The sequence below is a fragment of the Streptomyces sp. NPDC058457 genome (assembly GCF_042720695.1).
Taxonomy (GTDB): Bacteria; Actinomycetota; Actinomycetes; order Streptomycetales; family Streptomycetaceae; genus Streptomyces.
Genome location: NZ_JBHXLU010000011.1, coordinates 110190 through 130496, shown reverse-complemented (window position 1 = coordinate 130496; position 20307 = coordinate 110190). Strand labels below are relative to the sequence as shown.

General features: G+C 70.8%; 20 protein-coding genes. 10 read left to right on the top strand and 10 right to left on the bottom strand.

The window, feature by feature from the left end:
- Positions 1-19 precede the first annotated feature (19 nt).
- A complete protein-coding gene (locus tag ACFWPS_RS12355) occupies positions 20-1306 on the bottom strand; it encodes an MFS transporter (protein ID WP_383703904.1) in 1287 nt (428 codons plus the stop codon).
- Between the two features lie 265 nt (positions 1307-1571).
- Between ACFWPS_RS12355 and ACFWPS_RS12350 the strand changes: the two genes are divergently transcribed.
- The 4 genes from ACFWPS_RS12350 (at position 1572) to ACFWPS_RS12335 (ending at position 6379) form a co-directional block, all read left to right on the top strand.
- On the top strand, positions 1572-2918 hold the full coding sequence (locus ACFWPS_RS12350; RefSeq protein ID WP_383703902.1) for a flavin-containing monooxygenase: 1347 nt from the start codon (positions 1572-1574) through the stop codon (positions 2916-2918).
- Positions 2915-3793 carry an SDR family NAD(P)-dependent oxidoreductase gene (locus ACFWPS_RS12345; RefSeq protein ID WP_383703900.1) on the top strand — a complete coding sequence of 293 codons (879 nt, stop codon included), beginning with the start codon at positions 2915-2917 and terminating at the stop codon, positions 3791-3793. Before ACFWPS_RS12350 ends, ACFWPS_RS12345 begins: the two co-directional genes overlap by 4 nt.
- Before the next feature lie 20 nt (positions 3794-3813).
- Complete coding sequence (locus tag ACFWPS_RS12340) at positions 3814-5241, top strand: aldehyde dehydrogenase family protein (protein ID WP_383703898.1); 1428 nt, start codon at positions 3814-3816, stop codon at positions 5239-5241.
- A 61-nt stretch (positions 5242-5302) separates the two neighbouring features.
- Positions 5303-6379, top strand: a complete 1077-nt coding sequence (locus ACFWPS_RS12335) for an AraC family transcriptional regulator (protein WP_383703896.1) — start codon at positions 5303-5305, stop codon at positions 6377-6379.
- Between the two features lie 34 nt (positions 6380-6413).
- Here ACFWPS_RS12335 and ACFWPS_RS12330 read toward each other — a convergent pair whose 3' ends face one another.
- The 4 genes from ACFWPS_RS12330 to ACFWPS_RS12315 all read right to left on the bottom strand — a co-directional run bounded on the left by ACFWPS_RS12330 (position 6414) and on the right by ACFWPS_RS12315 (position 11089).
- The gene (locus ACFWPS_RS12330) at positions 6414-6920 is read right to left on the bottom strand and encodes a hypothetical protein (protein ID WP_383703894.1); all 507 of its coding nucleotides are present in this window, start codon (positions 6918-6920) and stop codon (positions 6414-6416) included.
- 406 nt (positions 6921-7326) lie between these two features.
- Positions 7327-8655, bottom strand: coding sequence for a D-alanyl-D-alanine carboxypeptidase/D-alanyl-D-alanine-endopeptidase (gene dacB / locus ACFWPS_RS12325; RefSeq protein ID WP_383703891.1), 1329 nt, complete (start codon positions 8653-8655; stop codon positions 7327-7329).
- A 186-nt stretch (positions 8656-8841) separates the two neighbouring features.
- A complete protein-coding gene (locus tag ACFWPS_RS12320) occupies positions 8842-9597 on the bottom strand; it encodes an SDR family oxidoreductase (protein ID WP_383703889.1) in 756 nt (251 codons plus the stop codon).
- Positions 9598-9610: 13 nt separating this feature from the next.
- Complete coding sequence (locus ACFWPS_RS12315) at positions 9611-11089, bottom strand: FAD-dependent monooxygenase (RefSeq protein WP_383703886.1); 1479 nt, start codon at positions 11087-11089, stop codon at positions 9611-9613.
- A gap of 95 nt (positions 11090-11184) precedes the next feature.
- Between ACFWPS_RS12315 and ACFWPS_RS12310 the strand changes: the two genes are divergently transcribed.
- Positions 11185-11811, top strand: coding sequence for a TetR/AcrR family transcriptional regulator C-terminal domain-containing protein (locus ACFWPS_RS12310; RefSeq protein ID WP_383703884.1), 627 nt, complete (start codon positions 11185-11187; stop codon positions 11809-11811).
- A gap of 52 nt (positions 11812-11863) precedes the next feature.
- On the opposite strand, the gene ACFWPS_RS12305 is transcribed toward ACFWPS_RS12310, so the two are convergent.
- Positions 11864-11986: a hypothetical protein gene (locus ACFWPS_RS12305; RefSeq protein ID WP_383703882.1), complete on the bottom strand. Its 123-nt coding sequence runs from the start codon at positions 11984-11986 to the stop codon at positions 11864-11866.
- Positions 11987-12146: 160 nt separating this feature from the next.
- Between ACFWPS_RS12305 and ACFWPS_RS12300 the strand changes: the two genes are divergently transcribed.
- Positions 12147-12842, top strand: coding sequence for an alpha/beta fold hydrolase (locus ACFWPS_RS12300; protein ID WP_383703880.1), 696 nt, complete (start codon positions 12147-12149; stop codon positions 12840-12842).
- Positions 12843-12933: 91 nt separating this feature from the next.
- Positions 12934-13536, top strand: coding sequence for a helix-turn-helix domain-containing protein (locus ACFWPS_RS12295; protein ID WP_383703878.1), 603 nt, complete (start codon positions 12934-12936; stop codon positions 13534-13536).
- Positions 13537-13590: 54 nt separating this feature from the next.
- On the opposite strand, the gene ACFWPS_RS12290 is transcribed toward ACFWPS_RS12295, so the two are convergent.
- The 4 genes from ACFWPS_RS12290 to ACFWPS_RS12275 form a co-directional block, all read right to left on the bottom strand.
- A complete protein-coding gene (locus tag ACFWPS_RS12290; RefSeq protein ID WP_383703876.1) occupies positions 13591-14643 on the bottom strand; it encodes an alpha/beta hydrolase in 1053 nt (350 codons plus the stop codon).
- 74 nt (positions 14644-14717) lie between these two features.
- The gene (locus ACFWPS_RS12285; RefSeq protein ID WP_383703874.1) at positions 14718-15125 is read right to left on the bottom strand and encodes a RidA family protein; all 408 of its coding nucleotides are present in this window, start codon (positions 15123-15125) and stop codon (positions 14718-14720) included.
- A 146-nt stretch (positions 15126-15271) separates the two neighbouring features.
- Complete coding sequence (locus tag ACFWPS_RS12280; RefSeq protein ID WP_383703872.1) at positions 15272-16081, bottom strand: class II aldolase/adducin family protein; 810 nt, start codon at positions 16079-16081, stop codon at positions 15272-15274.
- 117 nt (positions 16082-16198) lie between these two features.
- Positions 16199-16648 carry an Lrp/AsnC family transcriptional regulator gene (locus ACFWPS_RS12275; protein ID WP_383703870.1) on the bottom strand — a complete coding sequence of 150 codons (450 nt, stop codon included), beginning with the start codon at positions 16646-16648 and terminating at the stop codon, positions 16199-16201.
- A gap of 161 nt (positions 16649-16809) precedes the next feature.
- Here ACFWPS_RS12275 and ACFWPS_RS12270 point away from each other — a divergent pair, with 161 nt between their 5' ends.
- The 3 genes from ACFWPS_RS12270 to ACFWPS_RS12260 all read left to right on the top strand — a co-directional run bounded on the left by ACFWPS_RS12270 (position 16810) and on the right by ACFWPS_RS12260 (position 20299).
- Entirely contained in the window at positions 16810-17961 is a 1152-nt protein-coding gene (locus tag ACFWPS_RS12270) for an acyl-CoA dehydrogenase family protein (protein ID WP_383703868.1), read from the top strand.
- Between the two features lie 212 nt (positions 17962-18173).
- Complete coding sequence (locus ACFWPS_RS12265) at positions 18174-19325, top strand: thiamine pyrophosphate-dependent dehydrogenase E1 component subunit alpha (RefSeq protein ID WP_383703865.1); 1152 nt, start codon at positions 18174-18176, stop codon at positions 19323-19325.
- Complete coding sequence (locus ACFWPS_RS12260; protein WP_383703863.1) at positions 19322-20299, top strand: alpha-ketoacid dehydrogenase subunit beta; 978 nt, start codon at positions 19322-19324, stop codon at positions 20297-20299. The genes ACFWPS_RS12265 and ACFWPS_RS12260 overlap by 4 nt, the downstream gene beginning before the upstream one ends.
- Positions 20300-20307: the final 8 nt, after the last annotated feature.

Here is a 20307-nt window from a genome sequence, read left to right as displayed (position 1 = left end):
CGAGGCGATCGGCGCGGCGTCACGGGGTACGGCCACGCGGAGGACGTGGGCCGAGCCCGGACACCGCGGAGTCCATGCCCGCGGCGGCCCGGGTGCCGTCGGTCCGGAAGAAGCGTGCCGTGGTCACCAGGACCAGGGCGAGTGCCGCGGGTATCGCGTAGGCGACGCGGAAGTGGCCCGTCGCCCCGAGGCCTCCGCTCGCACCGGCCCCGACGAGAACGCCGACGTAGTTGAAGACGTTGAGCCGGGCCAGCACCGTCTCGGGGGCACCTGGCCGCAGCCGGCCGGCCGCCGCGACGCACAGCGGGGTGAGGGCGGCGACTCCGAGGCCCGCACAACCCGCCGCGGCGACCGCGTACGGCCAGCTCGGGGCCGCTGCCAGCGCGGCCAGGGCGACGGCCGCGAGCAGGGCGGTGGCGCGGACCACCGCCACCGGCCCGACCCGGCGGACCATGAGGTCGGCGCCCGCCCGGCCGGTCACCGTGCCCGCCTGGTAGGCCGCGTACGCGAGCGGCGCGGCCGCCAGGGACGCGGCGAGGGTCTGATGAAGGTAGGCGGTCGACCAGGCCGAGACCGCGGAGTCGACGACGTAGGCGACCAGGAGAACGACACCGAAGGGGACGAGCCGGGCCCACACCCGTCGGCCCAGGGCCTCCTCGACCGCCGTCGGCCTGTCGCCGGACGAGGAGAGCACGGACGAGGAGAGCGCCGGCGGGAGGACGTGGGGCCGGACGGTCAGGGCCAGGAGGGCCACGAGCGCGGCGTGCGCGGTCAGGACGTACTGGACCGGCCAGTCCAGCCGGGAGGCGCCCGCCGTCAGCAGCGCGGCCGCCACGCCCGCGGCGCTCCACGCGGCGTAGAAGGAGGAGAGGATGCTGCGCCCGTAGTGGCGTTCGACGGTGGCCGCGCGGGTGTTGACGGACACGTCGATCGCGCCCAGCGCCAGCCCGAAGAGGACATAGGCCGCCGAGGCGACCGGTCGGCTGGGCGCCCAGGCCACGGACAGCAGGGCCGCGGCCGCGGTCAGCACCGCCGCGCGCATGACGGCGACGGTACCCGAGCGGCGTACGGCGGCCAGGCCCGCGAAGCTGCCGGCGCCCGCGGCCAGCGTCAGGGCGATCGTGAGCGCGGTCATCGCCAGGGACGACAGCCGCAGATGGCTCTGCACGGCGGGCACGGTGGTGGACACGGCGGCCACCGCCGCACCCTGGGCGGCGAACACGGTGGCCGTCACCCGGCGGGCTCCCGCGAGCGGGCCGCCTCTCACGGACAGAGGCGGAGCCGTCGCTCCGAGGGACTGGGTCATGGGACCTCTTCCTGTCACGGACCGTGGGCGGGCCGGGGTGCGCGAACTGGAGCAACCGTAGGAATGCGGGCCGACCCGGCGGAGGGCACCGGCGGCCACACCGGGGACCCTGGCGGCCAGCAGCGGACGGCCCGTGCGGTGCCCAGGCGGTCAACGGGCTGGCCGCTGCGGCCCCCTATGTGGCCGCACAGACCAGTCCGCGGGCGCCTGCGCGGCGCCTAAGTTCCTCCCACGCCGAAACGTGGCGACGAGAGGAGGTGGACTCGTGAAGGAGTCCGAATTCGACATATGTGTCATCGGTGCGGGTCCCGCGGGGCTGGCAGTGGCACGGGCGCTCGGTGAGCGGCGGCTTCCCTACACGCACATCGAGCGTCACACGGGGCCGGGAGGCCTGTGGGACATCGACAACCCGGGCAGCCCGATGTACGAGTCGGCGCATTTCATCTCCAGCAAGACCCTCTCGGGCTTCGGCGGCTGGCCGATGCCCGACCACTTCGCCGACTACCCCTCGCGGCGGCAGATCCTGTCGTACCTGACGTCCTTCGCCGACGCGTACGGGCTGACGGAGCGGATCGAGTTCGGCACGGGAGTCCGTGACGTGACGAAGAACCCGGACGGCACCTGGACGGTCACCCGGTCCGACGGACGGACCAGCCGGCACGGCCAGGTCGTCGTCTGTACCGGCGCGCAGTGGCACCCCGGCATCCCCGAGATCCCGGGTGACTTCAGCGGCGAGATCCGGCACACGGTCGGCTACCGCAGCAGCGACGAACTGCGCGGCAAGCGGGTCCTCGTGGTGGGCGCGGGCAACTCCGGCTGCGACATCGCCTGCGACGCGGCCCGGGCCGCCGACCACGCGGAGATCAGCATGCGCCGCGGCTACTGGTTCATCCCCAAGCATGTGTTCGGCAGGCCCGTGGACACCCTCGAAGGCGTCGGTCCCCGGATGCCGAAGTGGCTGGAGCAGAAGCTGTTCGGCGCACTCCTGCGGGTCATCAACGGCGATCCGCGCCGGCTCGGCCTGCAGAAGCCGGACCACAAGCTCTTCGAGACCCATCCGACGGTCAACTCGATGCTGCTCCACCACCTGCAGCACGGCGACATCACCGCACGGCCGGGCATCGTGCGCGCCGAGGGCCGTACCGTCCACTTCGCCGACGGCAGCAGCAACGAGTTCGACCTGATCCTGCTGGCGACCGGCTACGTCCACAAGGTGCCCGTCGCACAGCGCTACTTCGGCGACGAGCAGCACCCGGACCTGTACCTGTCCTCGTTCTCCCGCGAGCACGAAGGGCTGTTCGGTGTCGGCTTCATCGAGACCAACTCGGGCGCCTACCAACTGTTCGACGCGCAGGCGCAGTTGATCGCGGGCTTCGTCCAGGACACCCGCCGGGGGATGCCGAACGCCGAGCGGTTCGCCCGCATGATCCGGGGCGACCGCCCCGACCTGACCGGCGGCCTGCGGTTCGTGGACTCCCCGCGCCACACCGGCTACGTCGACAGCGCCGCGTACACCAAGTACCTCAAAAAGGTCGCAGCCAACATGGGCTGGCCCACCGAGGGGCGCCCCCCGGCGGTGCCGGCCGTCCGCAGCAGGGAGACGGTGGCATGAGCGGCTACGACTACACCGGCAAGGTGATGCTGGTGACCGGCGGCGCGGGCGGCATCGGCAGCGCGCTGTGCCGGCGGTTCGCGGCGGGCGGCGCGGTGTGCGTCGTCGTCGACCTCGACGGTGGGCGCGCGCAGCGGGTCGCGGAGGCCCTGCCCGGCGCCGGTCATCTGGGCCTCGGCTGCGACCTGTTGGACCGGGCAGGGGTGGCGGCGCTCTTCGAACACGTCGCCTTCGCCTTCGGCCGCCTCGATGTCCTGGTCAACAACGTCGGCATGACCAGCACCGAGCGATTCGACGTGCGCGCAGTGGAGAGCATCGAGCGGGAGATCGACCTCAACCTGCTCTCCCCGCTCGTCGCGACCCGGCTCGCCATCCCCCTGCTGAGGGCCTCCGGCGACCCCCGCGTCATCACGACGGTGTCCCTGGCCGGCATCTTCCCGCAGGGCGAGACCCCCATCTACGCGGCGTCGAAGTTCGGGCTGCGCGGCGCCATGCTGTCCATCGCCCTCGACCTGGGGGACAAGGGCATCCGCGTCGGCTCCGTCCTGCCGTCGGCCACCGACACCCCGATGCTGCGTCAGGAGGCCGTCGACGGCGGCAACTCCCTGCAGTTCCAGGACCCGCCCCAACAGCCGTCCGACGTCGTCGCCGCGGTGGTGAGCATGCTCGACCGGCCGCGACTCGAAGCGTATCCGCGCGCAGGTGAATCCCGCCTGGTCCGCTTCTCCATGCTGGTGCCGAACCTCCTCCCCAGGCTCCTCCCGCTCTTCCGCAGGCGCGGCGAGCGCGGCCTGGCCAGGTACCTGGAGGACCTGCGCCGCAGAGGGCTGGCCCGTCAGGTCGACGGCCGCTGGGAGCTGGTGAAAGAGGCATGACCGGGACAGGTGAAAGAGGCATGGCCGTGACCACGGAAGCGAACGTCCGTCTGCTCAGGATCGTCAACCCGGCGACCGGAGAGACCCTTGACACCCTGCCCGCCGCCACCGCCGAGGAGGTGGACAAGGCCGTGGACCAGGCCCGCCGGCTCTTCGACAGCGGGGCGTGGTCGGGCCGGCCGCCCCGGGAGCGGGCCGCGGTACTCCTGCGCCTGGCCGACCTGATGGAACGCGACGCCGAGATCCTGGCCCGCCTGGACTGCGAGGACGCGGGCAAACCCGTCACGGACTGCCGTACCGGCGACGTGCCCGGCGCGATCGAGTCGATCCGCTGGTTCGCGGAGGCCGCCGACAAGGTCTTCGGCCGCATCTCGCCCACCGGCCACGACCACCTCGGCCTGATGAGCCGGGAACCCGTCGGAGTGGCCGCCGCCGTCCTCCCGTGGAACTACCCCCTCGCCATGGCCGCCTGGAAGGTCGGCCCCGCCCTCGCCGCGGGCAACAGCCTGCTGCTCAAGCCCGCCGAGGCGACACCCCGCTCGGCCCTCCACCTGGCCCGGCTGGCCACCGAAGCGGGGCTGCCGGACGGGGCGCTCACCGTCCTGCCCGGCCACGGGGCGGAGGCCGGCCGGGCACTCGCCCGCCATCCCGGGGTGGACGCCCTGTCCTTCACCGGTTCGACGGCCACCGGACGGCGGATCCTGGCGGATGCCGCGGAGACCAACTTCAAACGGGTCTCCCTGGAGATGGGCGGCAAGAGCCCTCAGGTCCTGATGCCGGACGCGCTCGACTTCGGTGCCGAACTCATCGGCGACATGGCCGAGGCCGCGTTCCTGACGGCGGGCCAGAACTGCACGGCGGGCTCCCGCGTCCTGGTCCACGAGGACATCGCCGCCGAGGTCGTCGCCCGGTTCACGGCCGCCGCCGGGGCGCTGGCCGTCGGGGACCCCGCCGACCCGGGCACCCGGATGGGGCCGTTGATCAGCGCTGCGGCGCGGGACCGGGTCGCAGACGCCGTGGCCGAGGCGGTCGCCGCCGGAGCCGTGGCGCACGCACCCCGGCTGCCGAACGGTCTGCACCCGCACGGGGCCTACCACCCGCCCACCGTCGTGGTCGGCGCCCCCGCCGGCAGCAGGGTCCTCACCGAGGAACTGTTCGGTCCCGTGGTCACCGTCCAGAGCTTCACCTCCGAGCAGGAGGCGATCCGGATGGCGAACGCGACCGACTACGGCCTCGCCGCCTCCGTATGGACCCGCGACCTCGACGCCGCCTTCCGTCTCGCCCGCGGCATCCAGGCCGGAGTGGTCTCCGTCAACGCCTACAGCGAGGGCGACATCACCTCCCCCTTCGGCGGCTGGAAGCAGTCCGGATTCGGCGGGGCGGAGCGGTCCACCAACGCCTTCGACCAGTGGACCAGGGAGAAGACGGTGTGGATCCGCACGCGCTGACAAGGCGGAAAGCGGACGCGACTGCCTAAAGTGGTCGCCAGTACGGCCCTGGAGAGAAGCCATGCCCGAGCCACCCCGTCCGGAGAACGGCACCACGCGCAGCACGTCGGCGACGATCTCGCCGAACATCCTGCGCTACCTCGGCCAGATCACCGGGGAGTACGGCGTCGACCTGCGGCCGGAGCTGACACAGGTGGGTCTCACCGAGGCCTTGCTGCGATCGGCGGCCCTGCGTGTCTCCTACCGCCAGGGCAGTGCCGTCATCCGGCGCGCCATCGAACTCACCGGGGACGAGAACCTGGGCCTGCGGGTGGGAGCCGCACAGCACCTCACCGCCTGGGGCCTGCTGGGCTTCGCCATGCTTGCCAGTGACACCCTCCAGGTGGCCATCGAGACGGGGGTGCGCTTCCAGAACGTGTCCGGGGCCATGACGGTCTGGTCGGCGGGCCGGGAGGGCCCCGACTACGTGGTGCGGGCCGACCTGCCGGATCCGGTGGTCGACCCGCACGTCGCCGTCTTCCTCGTCGAGGAGGCGTTCTCCAGCGTCGTCACGCTGGGCCGCCTGGCCGCCGGCGCCGCCCTCGCACCGCAGGACGTCCACTTCGCCTTTCCCGCGCCGCACGACGTCCAGCCGTTCCACGACCTCTTCCGCTGCCCCCTGCACTTCGGGGCCGCCCGCAACCGGTTCGTGGTGCCGCAGTCATGGATCAACCGCCCGATGCCGGGTCGCGATCCGGTCACCCACGCCTCGATCCTCGAACTGCTCGAAACGCAGATGACCTCGCGCCGTCGGCAGCAGGACCTCCTGGAGGTACTGGAGATCTCCGTCGCGCAGAGCCTTCCGGAGGTGCCCTCCTTCTCCGAACAGGCCCGCAGACACGCGTCGAGCGAACGCACGCTGCGCCGCCGCCTGGCCGGCTGCGGCACCTCCTACGAGGCGATCGTCGAGGGGGTACGACGCGAACGCGTCGAACAACTCCTGCACCGCCCCCACCTCACCCTGCGCGAGGTGGCCCGCCAGGCAGGGTTCTCCGACGAACGCGCCCTCCGCCGAGCGGTCCACCGCTGGCACGGCATGGCACCGCTGCAACTCCGCGAGGCGTTCCTCTCGGACACCGGCGGGAACAGCGCCCCGTGAGGCGACCCGGGACACCGTGGTGGGCCCGGGCGGTTCACGGCTGGACGAAGACGGTGACCCATTCCGCTTCCCGGGGCCGGTACCCGTAGCGGTCCCACAGTCCCGACACGATCGCCGGGACATGGCCGGCTCCGTAGACGACGGCCACCCGGATCGCCTCGTTGCCGCGCTCCGCGTGGATCTCGCCGAGCGCGTCCAGCAACCGCTGGTCCCGGCGACCGGTCATCGCCTGTTCCACGGGACTGTCGGCCATCATCTCCGCCCGCAGCGTCGACGGCAGATCCTCGACCGCCAGGTCTTCGTCGAGGAAGGCGCTCGGACCGCGCAGCGCGAACACCAGGCCCATCACCGGGGCCGCGACCATGAGCAGTATGTACATCCACCGCGGCAGTGTCTTCAGGTCCGCGATGGCCTCGGCCGCGGTCACGTCCGGGTTGATGACCGGCACGTCCTTGGGAAGGAGGGTCTCTTCGCGCTGTTCCTGCAGGCCGTTGCGCCTTCGGCGGGGAGCGAACCGGTAGGCCAGCGTGAGGGCGCTCACTCCGGCCGACTTCCCCCGGATTCCCTCGAGCACTATGAGGTCGCATTCTCTGAGCCTGATGCGGACCTGGGAGTAGAACGTGGGCGAAGCCACATGCAGCATCGGGAAGATCACGAACTCAAGCGGCGCCCCCGTCCGCCTCATTGTGATCACAGCAGATCGGACGGAATACCCGGTCACCTCGATGATCTGCATGATTCCCCCGTGAACTTCGCCTGGTTTCCCTTTCGTCTGTACCTGGACACGACCCTGCCCGCAGCCGCGGTTCCCCGTGCCGCGGCCAAATGGCTGCGTCCGGGATGCCGGGGCCGATGCCTGACCTGTGGGCGGCAGCGGCTCCCGCGCCGCCCACAGCTCGGCGTCGACCACCCCGGAGATCATTTTGTGGGGAGTGCTGGGGGAGTGCTTATGCCCAGCAGCCGTTGACCGTGGCCGCCAGGCCGTCGAGGGCGTCCTTGATGGCGGCCGGGTCGGCGGTGGAGTTGTTCTCGATGAAGGAGAAGATCTTCCAGCGGCCGTCCTCGGCCTTGGTCAGTCCGCTCAGCGCGATCGCTCCGGTGAGGGTGCCCGTCTTCGCCATGACCTTGCCGACGGCGCACTGCGAGTCCGCGGTGTCGAACCGGCCCCATTCGGGACCCAGGGTGGAACCGGCTTCTCCCGCCACGGGCAGGCCGTCGATGATGGAGCCGAGGATCTGCGCGTTGCGGGGGGCGTCGGCCACGTCGAGGATGTCGGCGATGGTCTGTGCCGGGATGCGGTTGGCGCGGGACAGGCCGCTGCCGTCGTGGATCTCGTAGTTGTCCAGCGAGACGCCGTACCGGCCGAGCACCTCGCGTACGACGGCCGCGCCGTCCTCGAAGGTGGGCCGGCGGTCGGCGCCGATCGCGGTCATCCGCAGCAGCGTCTCGGCGATATCGTTGTCACTCACCTTGAGCATGTGCTTCACGATGGTGGACAGCGTGTCGGACTGGTGCTGGGCGACCGGCACGTCACCCGTGGCGGCCGTCCCGTGGGTGACGGCGCCGGTGACGGTGACGCCCTGCACGGCGAGGAGCTCGGCGAAGGCCTGGCCCGCGTCGAGGGACGTGTCCGTGACGTGGTGGCCGTCGACCACCAACGCCCGTACCGGTGCGACGGAGTCCGGGTAGTAGCCGTCGTTCCAGCCGGTCGCGAGCGTGGGCTCGGGGAAGAGACTGTCGTCCACCCGGACCTTGACCGAGGTGAGACCCGCGCTCTTGAGTCCCGCGACGGCGGTCTTCGCCATCGCGGTGAGGTCGGCGCTGGTCAGGGTGCGGTCGCCGCCGCCGACGAGGGTGAGCGTGCCGTTGCCGTATACGGCCCTGGTGGTGAACCGGTGGTCGGGGCCGAGCACCGTCAGCGCGGCGGTGGCGGTGCCGAGTTTGGTGTTGGACGCGGGCATCAGCGCGGTGGCCGCGTCGTGGCCCCAGACGACCTTCTCGGACTCGGCGTCGATGACGACGCCGCTGAGGGTGCTGCCGAGACGGGTGTCCTGGACGCGGGTGCCGAGACTGTCCGCGATCTTCTGCTCGGCGGGGTCGAGTGCCGTGGCCGTGGAGACGGTCTCGTCGGCGGCGAAGGCGGTCGTACCGAACAGGATCGTCCCGGCGACGGGGACGGTCACCGCGACGACGGCGACCCGGCGGAGTGCGGGGTGGAGGGTTCTCGCCCGGTGGCGACGAGCGGTCGTACGGGCGCGGGAAGGGGGGTTGGACATGCAGGCCTCTCGGCGAAGTGCTTGTGCGGGAAAGGGAGTTGGCGGGGAGAACCTGGGTTCTCGAGAGTGAAAGTTACAGGCATGATCCCGTTTCCGAGGTGATTCCTGTGGACGTTCACACCCGCACCGCCGGCGAGGTGTTCCTGACCGGGGCCGAGGAACACCTCCCCGCACCGCCGCGCACCGTCAGAATCCGTGCCGGGCGCCGCCGTCCACCTGGAGCATGAGCCCGGTCAGGTACGAGGCCGCCGGGGACAGCATGAACGCGCCCGCGCGGCCGAACTCCTCCGGCGTGCCGTACCGTCGCAGTGGGATCCGGGACTCGTTGGCGGCCCGCCTGCCCGCGGGGTCGGTGGACAGCCCGTCCAGCTCGCGCATGCGATCCGTGCCGATCCGTCCCGGCAGCAGTCCGAAGACGCGGATGCCGCGCGGCCCCAGCTCGTCCGCGAGCGACTTGGCCAGGCCTGCGAGGCCGGGCCGCAGCCCGTTGGAGATGATCATCCCGGGGGCCGGCTCGTGCGCCGTGATCGACAGGACGAACCCGATGGAGCCCCCGGCCGCCAGCTCCGTTGCTGCCGCCCGGGCGAGCCGTACCGTCCCCAGGAACACCGATTCGAACGCCGCCTGCCACTCTGCGTCGGTGTGGTCCGCGATCCGGCCCGCGGGCGGTCCGCCGACGCTGACGAGGATGCCGTCGAAGCCGCCGAACCGCTCGCGTGCGGTGGCGATCAGTCGTTCCGGCGCTCGCGGGTCCGCGTTGTCGACACCGACTCCGGCCGCGTTCGGACCGAGCTCCGCCGCCGCCTCGGCCGCGCGCTTCTCGTCGCGGCCGGCGACGACCACCCTGGCCCCGTCGGCGACGAGTTCGCGAGCTACGGCGAAGCCCAGCCCCCGGGTGGCACCGGTGAGGACGTACACCTTGTCCTTGAGTTCGAGATCCATGACCCGTGTCCCTTCAGCGACCCAGGATGGCGGCGATGACGTCGTCCACGGCCGCGCCGAGCTTCGCGCCGTCCTGCTCGGTCCAGGCGCGGGCGACATGCCCGTCGGGCCGGATCAGGGCGGCGCGCACGTCGTCCCAGCCGTCGTGGGCCTGGTCGAGCGCCCCGCCGTACACGGCGATCCGCTCCTGCGCGCGATCGCCGAGGGTGCCTTCGGCGGTCAGGTCGAGCAGGACGTACGCGTTCGCCCGCAGCAGGCCGAACAGGGTGATGTCCGTGCCGGTGAAGGTGAGTCCGGGGGCGCGGGCGCCGGTCAGCGGGTGCGCCGCCGGGTCGTCGCCGGGGTAGCCGATGCCGATCGCGCTGATCTTTCCGGCCAGGATCCGGCCGAACTCCGGCACGGCGGCGATCATCTGGGCGGTCAGGGACCGCATGGCGAGCGCCTCGGGCGTGAAGGTGGTCAGCAGGAGGGTCTGGGCGCGGCTGTGCTCCTCCAACTGGGTGCCGATCAGGTGCCGTTCGGTGTGGTAGCTGTCCAGCAGGCCTTCGGGGGCCCAGCCGCCGATGGTGGCGGCGAGCTTCCAGCCGAGGTTGTGGGCGTCCTGCATGCCGTAGTTCATGCCGACGCCGCCGGTGGGGAAGTGCTGATGGGCGGCGTCGCCCGCGAGCAGGACGCGTCCGCGTCGGTACTCGGTGGCCAGCCTGGTCGTGTTGCTGTACCGGGAGAGCCAGGAAGGGTCGCGCATGCCGAAGTCGTCGCCGGTGATGGCGACGGTCTTCTGCCGCAGCTCGTCCATCGTGAGGTCGCCGGGCCACTCCGTGGCGCCCCCGTCGGGGCTGGTGCCGGCGAGCCGCCACCGGTTGCCGGGCAGCGGCGCGACCAGTACCCCGCCGTGCTCGTTGAACTGGTTGAAGGCGAGCGGGGGCGGGTTGTCGAGCGCCACGTCGCCGAGCCAGCCGAGGAAGTTGAACGGGGTGCCCGGGAAGTCGATGCCGGCGCTCTCGCGCACGGTGCTGCGGGAGCCGTCACAGCCGGCGAGGTAGTCGGCTTCGATCGAGTACGGCCCCTGTTCCCCCGCCACCTGCACGGTCACCGAGTCCGCGTGCTCGGTGAAGCCGGTGACACAGTGGCCGCGCCGTACGGTGGCGCCGAGTCCGCCGGCGTACTCCTCGAAGAGCTGCTCGGTGCGGGCCTGCGGCAGGAAGAGGGTGTACGGGAACGGGGTGTCCAGCAGCGAGAAGTCGAGTCGGCTGGGCAGATTGGCGAAGTGGCCGGTGGGGATCTTCGGTGCCTCGTCGTGGAACCGCTGGTGGATCCCGCGGGAGGCCAGCAGCTCGATGCTCCGCGGGTGCATGGTGAGCGCCTTGGACCGCTGGTCGATCTCGGTGCGCTCCTCCAGGACCGTGACGGAGATGCCGTTCAGCCGCAGCTCCGCGGCGAGCCAGAGCCCGACGGGCCCGCCGCCGGCGATGACGACCCGCTGCTTTTCCATGCGATCACCTTTCCTCGGTTCTGCGGTCAGGTTCTGAGATCCCCAAGTTTCTTGGTCGACGACCAAGAGTCTGGTGCGGTCAGTAAACTAGGTCAATGACCAATAGGCAACAAGGTGACCGTCTGGATCCGGCCACCGTGATCGGTACGGCACTGGAGCTGCTGGACGAGAACGGCCTGGACGCGCTGTCCACCCGGGCGGTCGCCGACCGTCTCGGCGTCCGCATGAACACGGTGCTGTGGCATGTGAAGACCAAGGCCCGGATGCTGGAGCTGATGGCGGACGCCGTACTCGGCGAGATCCGGCTGGACGAGCTGCCGCCGGCCCCCGACGAACGCGTCCGCGAGCTGGCCCGCCGCTACCGCCGTGCCCTCCTCGGCCACCGTGACGGTGCCGCGCTCGTCGTCGGCACCTATGGCGTCGAACCGCACACCCTGCGCTTCGCGGACACCCTGGTGGGAGCGCTGCTCGAGTGCGGCCTCGAAGACCGCGAGGTCGCCTGGACCGCGTGGGCGCTCACCTACTTCGCCCTGGGCCTCGCCCAGGAACAGCAGGCGGCCGGAGACCGCCCCCTCGGGGAGGCGCTGGCGAACGTGGTCTCCGAGACGAGCCATCCTGCGCTGCACCGTGTGGCCGCACATCTCGCGCCGGGGTCCTTCGACGAGAGATTCGAGTTCGGGGTGGCTGCGATCCTTGCCGGTCGGCCGTCCCCCCACCGCTGAGGCCGGGCGGCGGGGCGGGCCCCGTCCAGCGGGGCGGGGGCGTGACGGCCCGTCAGGCCGCCGTCCCGTGCATGCGTACCCTGTCCCGCACGTCCAGCGCGGCGAAGGCGTGGGCCTCCCTGTCGGGCCCGTCGGCGAGCGCGGCGGAGATCTGCCTGACCGGGGCTCGTGCCATGGTCGGCGATCCGGCCTCCGCTTCGATGATTGACCTGTGAGGCAATTTTATGTGCCAAGTAGGTTGACTACCGAGTGATGGTTGCTGACCCTGTGAGGGAGGGCCACAGGGCCCTCGCGGACGCGGGGCCTCGGGGCCCGGACCCTCCTGGGGGCGGTAAATGGCAACCTTCGTACTCGTGCACGGTTCTTGGGGTGGCGGCTGGGTCTGGGACCGGTTGCGCCCCCGGCTGGAGGATGCCGGTCATCGCGTCCTGACCCCGACCCTGACCGGTCTCGCCGAGCGGCGGCACCTTTCCGCGCCGGACGTAGGACTGAGCGCGCACGTGCGGGATGTCGTCGAACTCCTGGAGTTCGAGCAGGTGGAGGACGCGGTCCTCGTCGGGCACAGCTACGGCGGCATGGTGATCACGGGCGTGGCCGCGGCGGCGGGTGACCGCGTCGGGCAACTGGTGTACGCCGACGCCTTCGCTCCCGTGACCGGCGAGTCGGCGTTCAGCCTGCTGCCGTGGCTGGAGCAGGCGTTCGCCGATTCGCCGGGACCCGCGGAATGGGAGGTCGCTCCGCTGGACCCGGACTCGCTCGGCGCCGACGGCGAGGGCGCCGCATGGCTGTCGAGCAGGCTGACGCCGATGCCGCGGCGCACCCATGAGGAGCCGCTGGGCCCGGGCAGCGAGGAGGTGCTGGCCGGCAAGCCGGTCACGTACCTCTACTGTGCCGACCAGGCCATCTTCAAGGACATGGCCGCCTCGGCGGAGGAGCGGGGGTTCCGGGTCGTCGCGCTGTCCGGCGCCACCCATGTCGACCTGCTGACTCAACCGCATGTGCTCGAGCGGGAACTGCTGAACCTCGGGTAGGTGCGGCCGGCGCGGTCGAGGGGTCCGGCGGCAGCGGCTGCATGCCTGTCAGGTGATGTCTCTTGCCTGACAGGCATGCTATGTTGCCGAAATGTCGATCGAAGACACCGATCTCTGGGTGGCCCAGCGTCTGAAGGACATGCGCAGCGAGCGCGGTATCACCCTGACGACCCTGGCCGAACAGACCGGCATCTCCTCCGCGCATCTGTCGCGCCTTGAGAAGGGTGTCCGCAAGCCCTCCATCGGCAGCCTGCTGCAGATCGCCCGCGTCTACGGCGTCTCCATCAGCGAGTTGGTGCAGGAACCGGACGAGAACGACTTCCATCTGGTGCGTGCCGACGCGGCGATGACGCGGGACGGCCAGGACGGCCGTTACACCGTACTGAGCGGCCCGCGCGAGACCATGTCCGTCATCCGGGTCGACCTGACGCCCGGCAAGCACAGCAAGACCGCCCGGCACGTCGGCGAGGAATGGCTGCATGTGCTGACGGGGACGGTCACTCTCCACATCTCCGGGACGTCGCTGCAGCTCGGAGCCGGTGATTCGGTGCATTTCGACTCGTCGAAGGAGCATCGCCTGGTCAACGACGAGGATGCCGCCGCCACCGTACTCATCGCCTCGACCGCGGCGACCGTTCCCATGCGCCACCCCATCCCCGCGTCCCGCCGCGGCTCCACGGCCTCGCAGGGCTGACCCCCGCGCGGTCGGCGGTCGGCCCCGACTCCGTGTCTCGCCGACCGTGGAGCGTCATCGCCCTTCGTGCTCGCGGGAAACCCCGATGCCGTCCGCGAAGGCGGTGATCCACCCGTCGACGGCTCGACGACTCGCGCCGATGGCCGGGGCCAGAACGTCGAACATGTGCGGTACCCCGGGCGCGAGGTGGACCTCGACGGAGTTTCCGGCCTCGCTCAGCCTTGCCGCGAACTCCAGCGTCTCGTCCCGTACCGGATCGACCGCGGCGACCATGACGTACATGGGCGGCAGATCCCCGAGGTCCTCCGCGCGCGCAGGCACGGCGTAGTCGGGCCGGGGATCGCTCCCCTGGCGGTACATCTCCCAACCGGCCTTCGTGCCATGCAGGTTGAAGAGCCTGGGATCTGCGACGGCCCGGGCCGACGCGGACTCCAGGCGGTCATCCAGGACCGGGTATCCCGGATAGACGTACCTGATGCGCGGTCCCTTTCGGTCGCGAGCGGCGAGGGTCACGGCCGTCGCGAGGGCGGCGCCGGCGGAGTGCCCGCCCAGGGCCAGGTGTGCCGCGTCGACACCCAGGGCCTCGGCCTCGTCGACCACCCAGGCCACCACGGCATAACAGTCGTCGAGCGCGGCGGGGTAGGGGTCTTCCGGAGCGAGCCGGTAGTCCGGAGCGAGCCGGTAGTCCGGGGCGACGACGGCGATGCCCAGTCGCGCGGACAGCCGTCGACAGGTAGCGTCTTCCGCGCTGGGCCCGCCGAGGACGAACCCGCCCCCGTGCATCCAGACCGCGACCGGCAGGGCCCCGGCCCCCTTGGCGGCCGGGGTGTAGAGGCGCAGACCCAAGGAGTGCCCGTTCGCGGGGATGACGCGGTCCTCGACCGTCACCTCGCTGTCCGGCTTGCCGTCTCGCACCGCGGCCTGGGCGCACTGGACCGTGTTCTGTCTGATCCTGGGAATCACACAGGAGCAGCAGGCGCAGTCTGCCGAGTCGGCCGAGCGGGTTACGGCGGCCATGGACGACCCCGCTTTCCCGGCGCTGCGGAAGGCCTCCGCCCACATCACCGCCGGCACCTTCGACGAGCGCTCCGAGTTCGCCCTGGACATGCAGGTGACAGCGCTGCAGGCTGCGTTGTCGCGTGCGGACCACCCGGCAAAGCCTCCTTTGCCGGCTGGCCTTCCTACGGCAGGACCGCGAACCCGTCGACTTCGATGAGCCATTCCGGCATGCCGAGCGTCTGTACTCCGAGGAAGGTGCTCGCGGACACGGGCCACTTGCCGTCGAAGGCGCGACTGCCCGCGGCGAAGACGGGTCCGACCAACTCGGGCCGGTGACCGACGACGTGGATCGTGTTCTTGATCAGGTCGTCCGGGGTGGCCCCGGCTGCCTCCAGGGCAACCCGGAAGTTACGGAAGGCCTGTTCGGCCTGTGCCTCGTGGTCACCGGGGCCGACGAGGTTGCCGTCCTCGTCCAGGGCGATCTGGCCGGCGATGGCGATGAAGCGGGTGCCTGTGCCCGTCACCGCATGGCTGTAGAGGCCTTGGATCGGGGGTGCGAGAGCGTCCGAGTTGACGCGTTGAATCGACATCGCTTCTCCAGAATGGTCGTCGGGCGCAGGGCGCGGAGCACAGAGCACAGAGCACAGAGCACAAGGCGTAGTCACTTGGCGGTCCTTGTTCCTGTATGTCGGCGACAGGACCGGTTCGCATCGGCGTCGGGCGGACGCCGTCCTCGCTAGTCCAGGACGTCGGGCTCCTCGTCCGTCACGAGCCCGGCGAGGAGGTTGAAGTTGTGCCGGGCCACGTTGGCGTTGCTGAACTGCCGGTGCGCCAGGGTCACTTCCTCGTCGCTCATGATCCGGGGCCGTCCTGCGGCGTCGGCCAGCAGCTGCATCTGGCAGGCCCGGTCCATGGTGATGAACCACCAGGCCGCCTCCTCCACCGACCGGCCCACCGTGAGCAGTCCGTGATGGCGCAGGATCGCGGCCCTGCTGTCCCCGAGCCGTTCGGCGATACGCTCACCCTCGGCCTTCTCCAGGACGAGCCCCTTGTACTCGTCGAAGAGCACGTGGTCGCCGGTGAAGGCGCAGGACTCCTGGACGATCGGGTCGAGCAGCTTGTCGAGCGAGGCGAACGCCCGGCCGTGGATCGTGTGGGCGTGCGCGACGGCGACCACGTCGGGGCGCGCCTGGTGGATGGAGGAGTGGATCCAGAACGCCGCCTTGTTGGTACGGCGGCCGCCCTCGATCACGTGCCCCTGCTCGTCGATGAGCAGGAGATCGCTCACCCGGATCCTCGAGAAGTGGACGGCGTAGGGGTTGACCCAGAAGCGGTCGGGGAACTCCGGGTCGCGCGCCGTGATGTGCCCCGCGATGCCTTCGTCGAATCCGTGGCGAGCGAAGATCCGGAAGGCGATCGCGAGCTGTTCCTTGCGGTGCCGGCGTTCGGACTCCACGGAGTCCTCGGTCTCCGAGAGCTGGGGTATGTCGAGCTCGCCGATGTTCTCCAGCTCTGCTGCGCCGGCGCTGTCGGTCGACACGGACATGCGTTGATGCCTCCCTCGGTCGGTGTGGTCGGGCCTCCTTCAGGGTGGGGGCGACGGATGCGCGAAGTCAACCTGACAGGCAAATCAATGTGCCTACTGGGCAAATTCCGGAGCCCCTCACCCGTCCCGCCGCCATGTCCCCAGCACCATCAGCGTCTTCGTCCCGATCACCGGCCCCGACCGGCGCAGCCGGTCGATGACATCCCGTAGATGCTGGACGCCGGACACCCGGACCCGGACCAGCGCGTCGGGGTCCCCGGCCACCGTGAAGACCTCCAGGACCTCCGGGACGCTCGTGGCCGCCATGGTGATCATCTCGACCTTCACGTCCCCGGCGAACCTGAGCTCGACGAAGGCCTCGAAGCCGGACCCGAGCTTGTTGTGGTCGAGGATGACCGTGTAGCCCGCGATGACCCCGACCCGCTCCAGGCGGTCGATGCGCCGCTTCACGGCGGAGGGGGACAGGCTGACGTGGTCCGCGATCTCCGTGACCGTTCGCCGGCCGTCCTGCACCAGCAGGTCGATGATCATGCTGTCGACGCTGTCGACGTGCTCGGTACCGGACATCTCCACCCCTCACTCGGAAGCGGGTTTCTTGCATGGAACCCAGGTCGGGCATAGGAAATTTTGCGTGCACCGCAAGAACTCAGCAGGTTAATTGCACCACGGGTCGCGCGCTGTCGACTGTGGTGCTCCACCGGGAGACGACCGCAGGAGGGGGCACAGCAGTGAGAGTCGAACGAGAACTGCCATCCCGCGAGGCCTATGACCTGCTGGAACTGGTCACGGACATCGCGGACAAGGAACTGGGGCCGCGTGTCGCAGAGTTCGAGGACCAGGCAAGGTTTCCGCGCAAGGTCTTCGAACTCCTCGGCGAGGCCGGGCTGCTCACTCTGCCGTTCGGTGAGGACGTCGGCGGAGGAGGACAGCCGTACACGGTCTACCTCCAGGTCCTGGAGGAGATCGCCGCGCGCTGGGCCGCGGTGGCCGTGGGCATGAGCGTGCACACGCTGGCCTGTCTGCCGCTGGCCACGTTCGGCACGCAGGCGCAGCAGGCCGAGTACCTCCCGCGGATGATGAGCGGAAAGCTGCTGGGCGCGTACTCCCTGTCGGAGGCCCACGCGGGTTCCGATCCCGCGGCGCTGCGCGCGTCCGCGTCGGAAGGCCCGCAGGGCTGGACCGCTCGCGGTACCAAGTCCTGGGTCACGCATGGCGGCGAGGCCGACTTCTACACCGTGTTCCTGCGGACCTCCCCCGATACGCGGTCGGGCATCTCCTGCTTCCACGTCGACGCCGGCACGGCGGGACTGGTCGCGGGGGCACCGGAGCGCAAGATGGGGCTGCGCAGCTCGACGACCGCCGAGATGCACTTCGAGGACGTGGTCCTGCCCGCCGACCGGCTCGTCGGAACTCCGGGTCAGGGCCTGCCGATCGCGTTGGCCGCGCTCGACGCCGGCCGACTCGGGATCGCCGCGGTCGCCGTCGGCATCGCCCAGGCCGCGCTGGACTACGCGGTCGGCTACGCCCGGGACCGGCAGACGTTCGGGCGCTCCATCATCGAGCACCAGGGCGTCGGATTCCTGCTGGCCGACATGGCGGCGCGAACCGAGGCGGCCCGCGCGACCTACCTGGTGGCCGCACGGCGCAAGGACTCCGGAAAGCCGTACACCCGGCAGGCCAGCGTGGCCAAGCTGATCGCCACCGACACGGCGATGGCGGTCACGACCGATGCCGTCCAGGTCCTCGGCGGCGCGGGATACGTGCTCGACCACCCCGTGGAACGGCTCATGAGGGAAGCCAAGATCACCCAGATCTTCGAGGGCACCAACCAGATCCAACGTCTGGTGATCAGCCGTCAACTTGCCTCTTTCGCACGGTAATCGGTGTCCGTCCACCCCTCTTTCGACGGCGCTCCGTGCATCCCCGAGGCGAGTACACGGTTATCCCGGACCTCCAACCTCCCATGCCCAACAGCCGTGTGAGCCGCCTCGGCGGATCCCTCCGCATGCCACCGCGCTGACTCCTGCCCGTGTGCCTGCCCTTCCCACATCCGCCGGTGCCCTCTCGGGTGCCTCCGAGAACGAGAGCCGTGATGCCACGAAAACCGTCCACACCGACCGCGGACGCCCGACGCTCCGACGGACCGATCCGGTTCCTCACCCCCGAGGGGGTGTTGGAGTCCGACAGCCGGCTCGGCCTGCCCGCCACGCTCGATCTGCCCGCGCTCTACCGGGACATGGCCCTGGTGCGCCGCCTGGACTCCGAGGCCATCGCACTCCAGCGCCAGGGAGAGCTCGGCCTGTGGCCCTCACTGCGAGGCCAGGAGGCCGCCCAGGTCGGGGCCGCCCACGCGCTGAGCGCCCAGGATATGGTGTTCCCCACCTACCGGGAACACGGTGTGGCCTGGTGCCGGGGACTGGACCCGGTGTCGCTCCTCGGCCTCTTCCGCGGTACGACGTTGGGCGGCTGGAACCCGTACGAGAGCCGCTTCCACCTCTACACCCTGGTCATCGGCGCACAGACGCTGCACGCCGTCGGCTATGCCATGGGACTGGTCCGGGACGACGCGATCGGCTCGGGGGACGACAGCCGCGACACGGCCGTGCTGGCCTTCCTCGGCGACGGCGCGCTGAGCGAGGGCGAGACCAACGAGGCCTTCGTCTGGGCCGCCGCCCAGAACCTGCCCGTGGTCTTCTTCTGCCAGAACAACCAGTGGGCCATCTCCGCCCCCTACAACGTGCAGAGCCGCGTCCCCGTCGCGCAGCGCGCGTCCGGCTTCGGCTTCCCCGGTGTCCCCGTGGACGGCAACGACGTGCTGGCCTGCCTCGCGGCGACCGGTGACGCCCTCGCCCGGGCCCGGTCCGGCGGCGGGCCCACCCTGATCGAGGCGGTGACCTACCGCGTCAACGCGCACACCACCGCGGACGACGCCGGCCGCTACCGGCCCGCCTCCGTGACCGACGAGTGGATCGCCAAGGATCCCCTGGAGCGGCTGCGCCGCCACCTCACCGCGAGCGGGGCGGTCGACGAGGAGTACTTCGCCGACATCGAGCGGCGGGAACGGGAACTGGCCGACCACCTGAGGACCGGCTGCCGGTCGCTCCCCGCGCCGGACCCCGCCTCGTCCTTCGAGCACACCTACACCACGATGCCGGCCGCACTCGGACACCAGCTGGCCGAGCACCTGGAGTTCGTCGCCGCCGGCCAGGAGCACGCCGGGCGGCAGAACGGGGCCACGCGATGAGCATCTCAGGCATCTCCATGGTCAAGGCGCTCAACAACGGCCTGCGCAAAGCCCTCCAGGACGATCCCAAGGTCCTGCTGATGGGTGAGGACATCGGACGCCTGGGCGGGGTCTTCCGCGTCACCGACGGCCTGCAGAAGGAGTTCGGCAGCCTGAGAGTCGTCGACACCCCGCTCGGCGAGGCCGGCATCGTCGGCGCCGCCATCGGTCTCGCCCTGCGCGGCTACCGCCCGGTCTGCGAGCTCCAGTTCGACGGCTTCGTCTATCCCGCCGCCAACCAGATCATCAGCCAGCTCGCGAAGCTCCGGCACCGGTCGGCCGGCGCGATCACCCTGCCGGTCGTCATCCGCATCCCCTACGGCGGCGGCATCGGCTCCATCGAGCACCACTCGGAGTCACCCGAGGTCTACTTCGCCCACACGGCCGGGCTGAAGGTGGTCACCTGCTCCCACCCGCAGGATGCCTACGACATGATCCGCCAGGCCGTCGCCGACGACGATCCCGTGATCTTCCTCGAACCCAAGCGGCACTACTGGAGCAAGGGCGACGTCACCGACGAGCCCCCGGCCCCGATCGAGCGGGCGCGCGTCATGCGCCCCGGCACCGACGCCACCCTCATCGCCTACGGCCCGACGGTCCCCGTCGCCCTGGAAGCGGCCGGCGTCGCCGCCGAGGAGGGCCGCAGCGTCGAGGTGGTCGACCTGCGCAGTCTGTCACCGCTGGACATGGACACCGTACGCGAGTCCGTCCACCGCACCGGCCGCGCCCTCGTCGCCCATGAGGCCTCCCTGTCCCACGGGTTCGGGGCCGAACTCGCCGCGAGGATCCAGCAGGAGGAGTTCCACTTCCTCGAAGCGCCGGTGCTCCGCATCACCGGATACGACACCCCCTACCCGCCGAGCCGACTCGAGTCGGACTGGCTTCCCGGTGTCGACCGGATCCTCGATGCCCTCGACCGCAGCATGAGTTACTAGAGGGGGGA

Bases quoted from the DNA above. Each gene is read 5' to 3' on its own strand.
- ACFWPS_RS12355 (WP_383703904.1), bottom strand. From the start codon at position 1,306: ATGACCCAGTCCCTCGGAGCGACGGCTCCGCCTCTGTCCGTGAGAGGC.
- ACFWPS_RS12345 (WP_383703900.1), top strand. From the start codon at position 2,915: ATGAGCGGCTACGACTACACCGGCAAGGTGATGCTGGTGACCGGCGGC.
- ACFWPS_RS12340 (WP_383703898.1), top strand. From the start codon at position 3,814: ATGGCCGTGACCACGGAAGCGAACGTCCGTCTGCTCAGGATCGTCAAC.
- ACFWPS_RS12335 (WP_383703896.1), top strand. From the start codon at position 5,303: ATGCCCGAGCCACCCCGTCCGGAGAACGGCACCACGCGCAGCACGTCG.
- dacB (WP_383703891.1), bottom strand. From the start codon at position 8,655: ATGTCCAACCCCCCTTCCCGCGCCCGTACGACCGCTCGTCGCCACCGG.
- ACFWPS_RS12320 (WP_383703889.1), bottom strand. From the start codon at position 9,597: ATGGATCTCGAACTCAAGGACAAGGTGTACGTCCTCACCGGTGCCACC.
- ACFWPS_RS12315 (WP_383703886.1), bottom strand. From the start codon at position 11,089: ATGGAAAAGCAGCGGGTCGTCATCGCCGGCGGCGGGCCCGTCGGGCTC.
- ACFWPS_RS12310 (WP_383703884.1), top strand. From the start codon at position 11,185: ATGACCAATAGGCAACAAGGTGACCGTCTGGATCCGGCCACCGTGATC.
- ACFWPS_RS12305 (WP_383703882.1), bottom strand. From the start codon at position 11,986: ATGGCACGAGCCCCGGTCAGGCAGATCTCCGCCGCGCTCGCCGACGGG.
- ACFWPS_RS12300 (WP_383703880.1), top strand. From the start codon at position 12,147: ATGGCAACCTTCGTACTCGTGCACGGTTCTTGGGGTGGCGGCTGGGTC.
- ACFWPS_RS12295 (WP_383703878.1), top strand. From the start codon at position 12,934: ATGTCGATCGAAGACACCGATCTCTGGGTGGCCCAGCGTCTGAAGGAC.
- ACFWPS_RS12290 (WP_383703876.1), bottom strand. From the start codon at position 14,643: ATGTCCAGGGCGAACTCGGAGCGCTCGTCGAAGGTGCCGGCGGTGATG.
- ACFWPS_RS12285 (WP_383703874.1), bottom strand. From the start codon at position 15,125: ATGTCGATTCAACGCGTCAACTCGGACGCTCTCGCACCCCCGATCCAA.
- ACFWPS_RS12280 (WP_383703872.1), bottom strand. From the start codon at position 16,081: ATGTCCGTGTCGACCGACAGCGCCGGCGCAGCAGAGCTGGAGAACATC.
- ACFWPS_RS12275 (WP_383703870.1), bottom strand. From the start codon at position 16,648: ATGTCCGGTACCGAGCACGTCGACAGCGTCGACAGCATGATCATCGAC.
- ACFWPS_RS12265 (WP_383703865.1), top strand. From the start codon at position 18,174: ATGCCACGAAAACCGTCCACACCGACCGCGGACGCCCGACGCTCCGAC.
- ACFWPS_RS12260 (WP_383703863.1), top strand. From the start codon at position 19,322: ATGAGCATCTCAGGCATCTCCATGGTCAAGGCGCTCAACAACGGCCTG.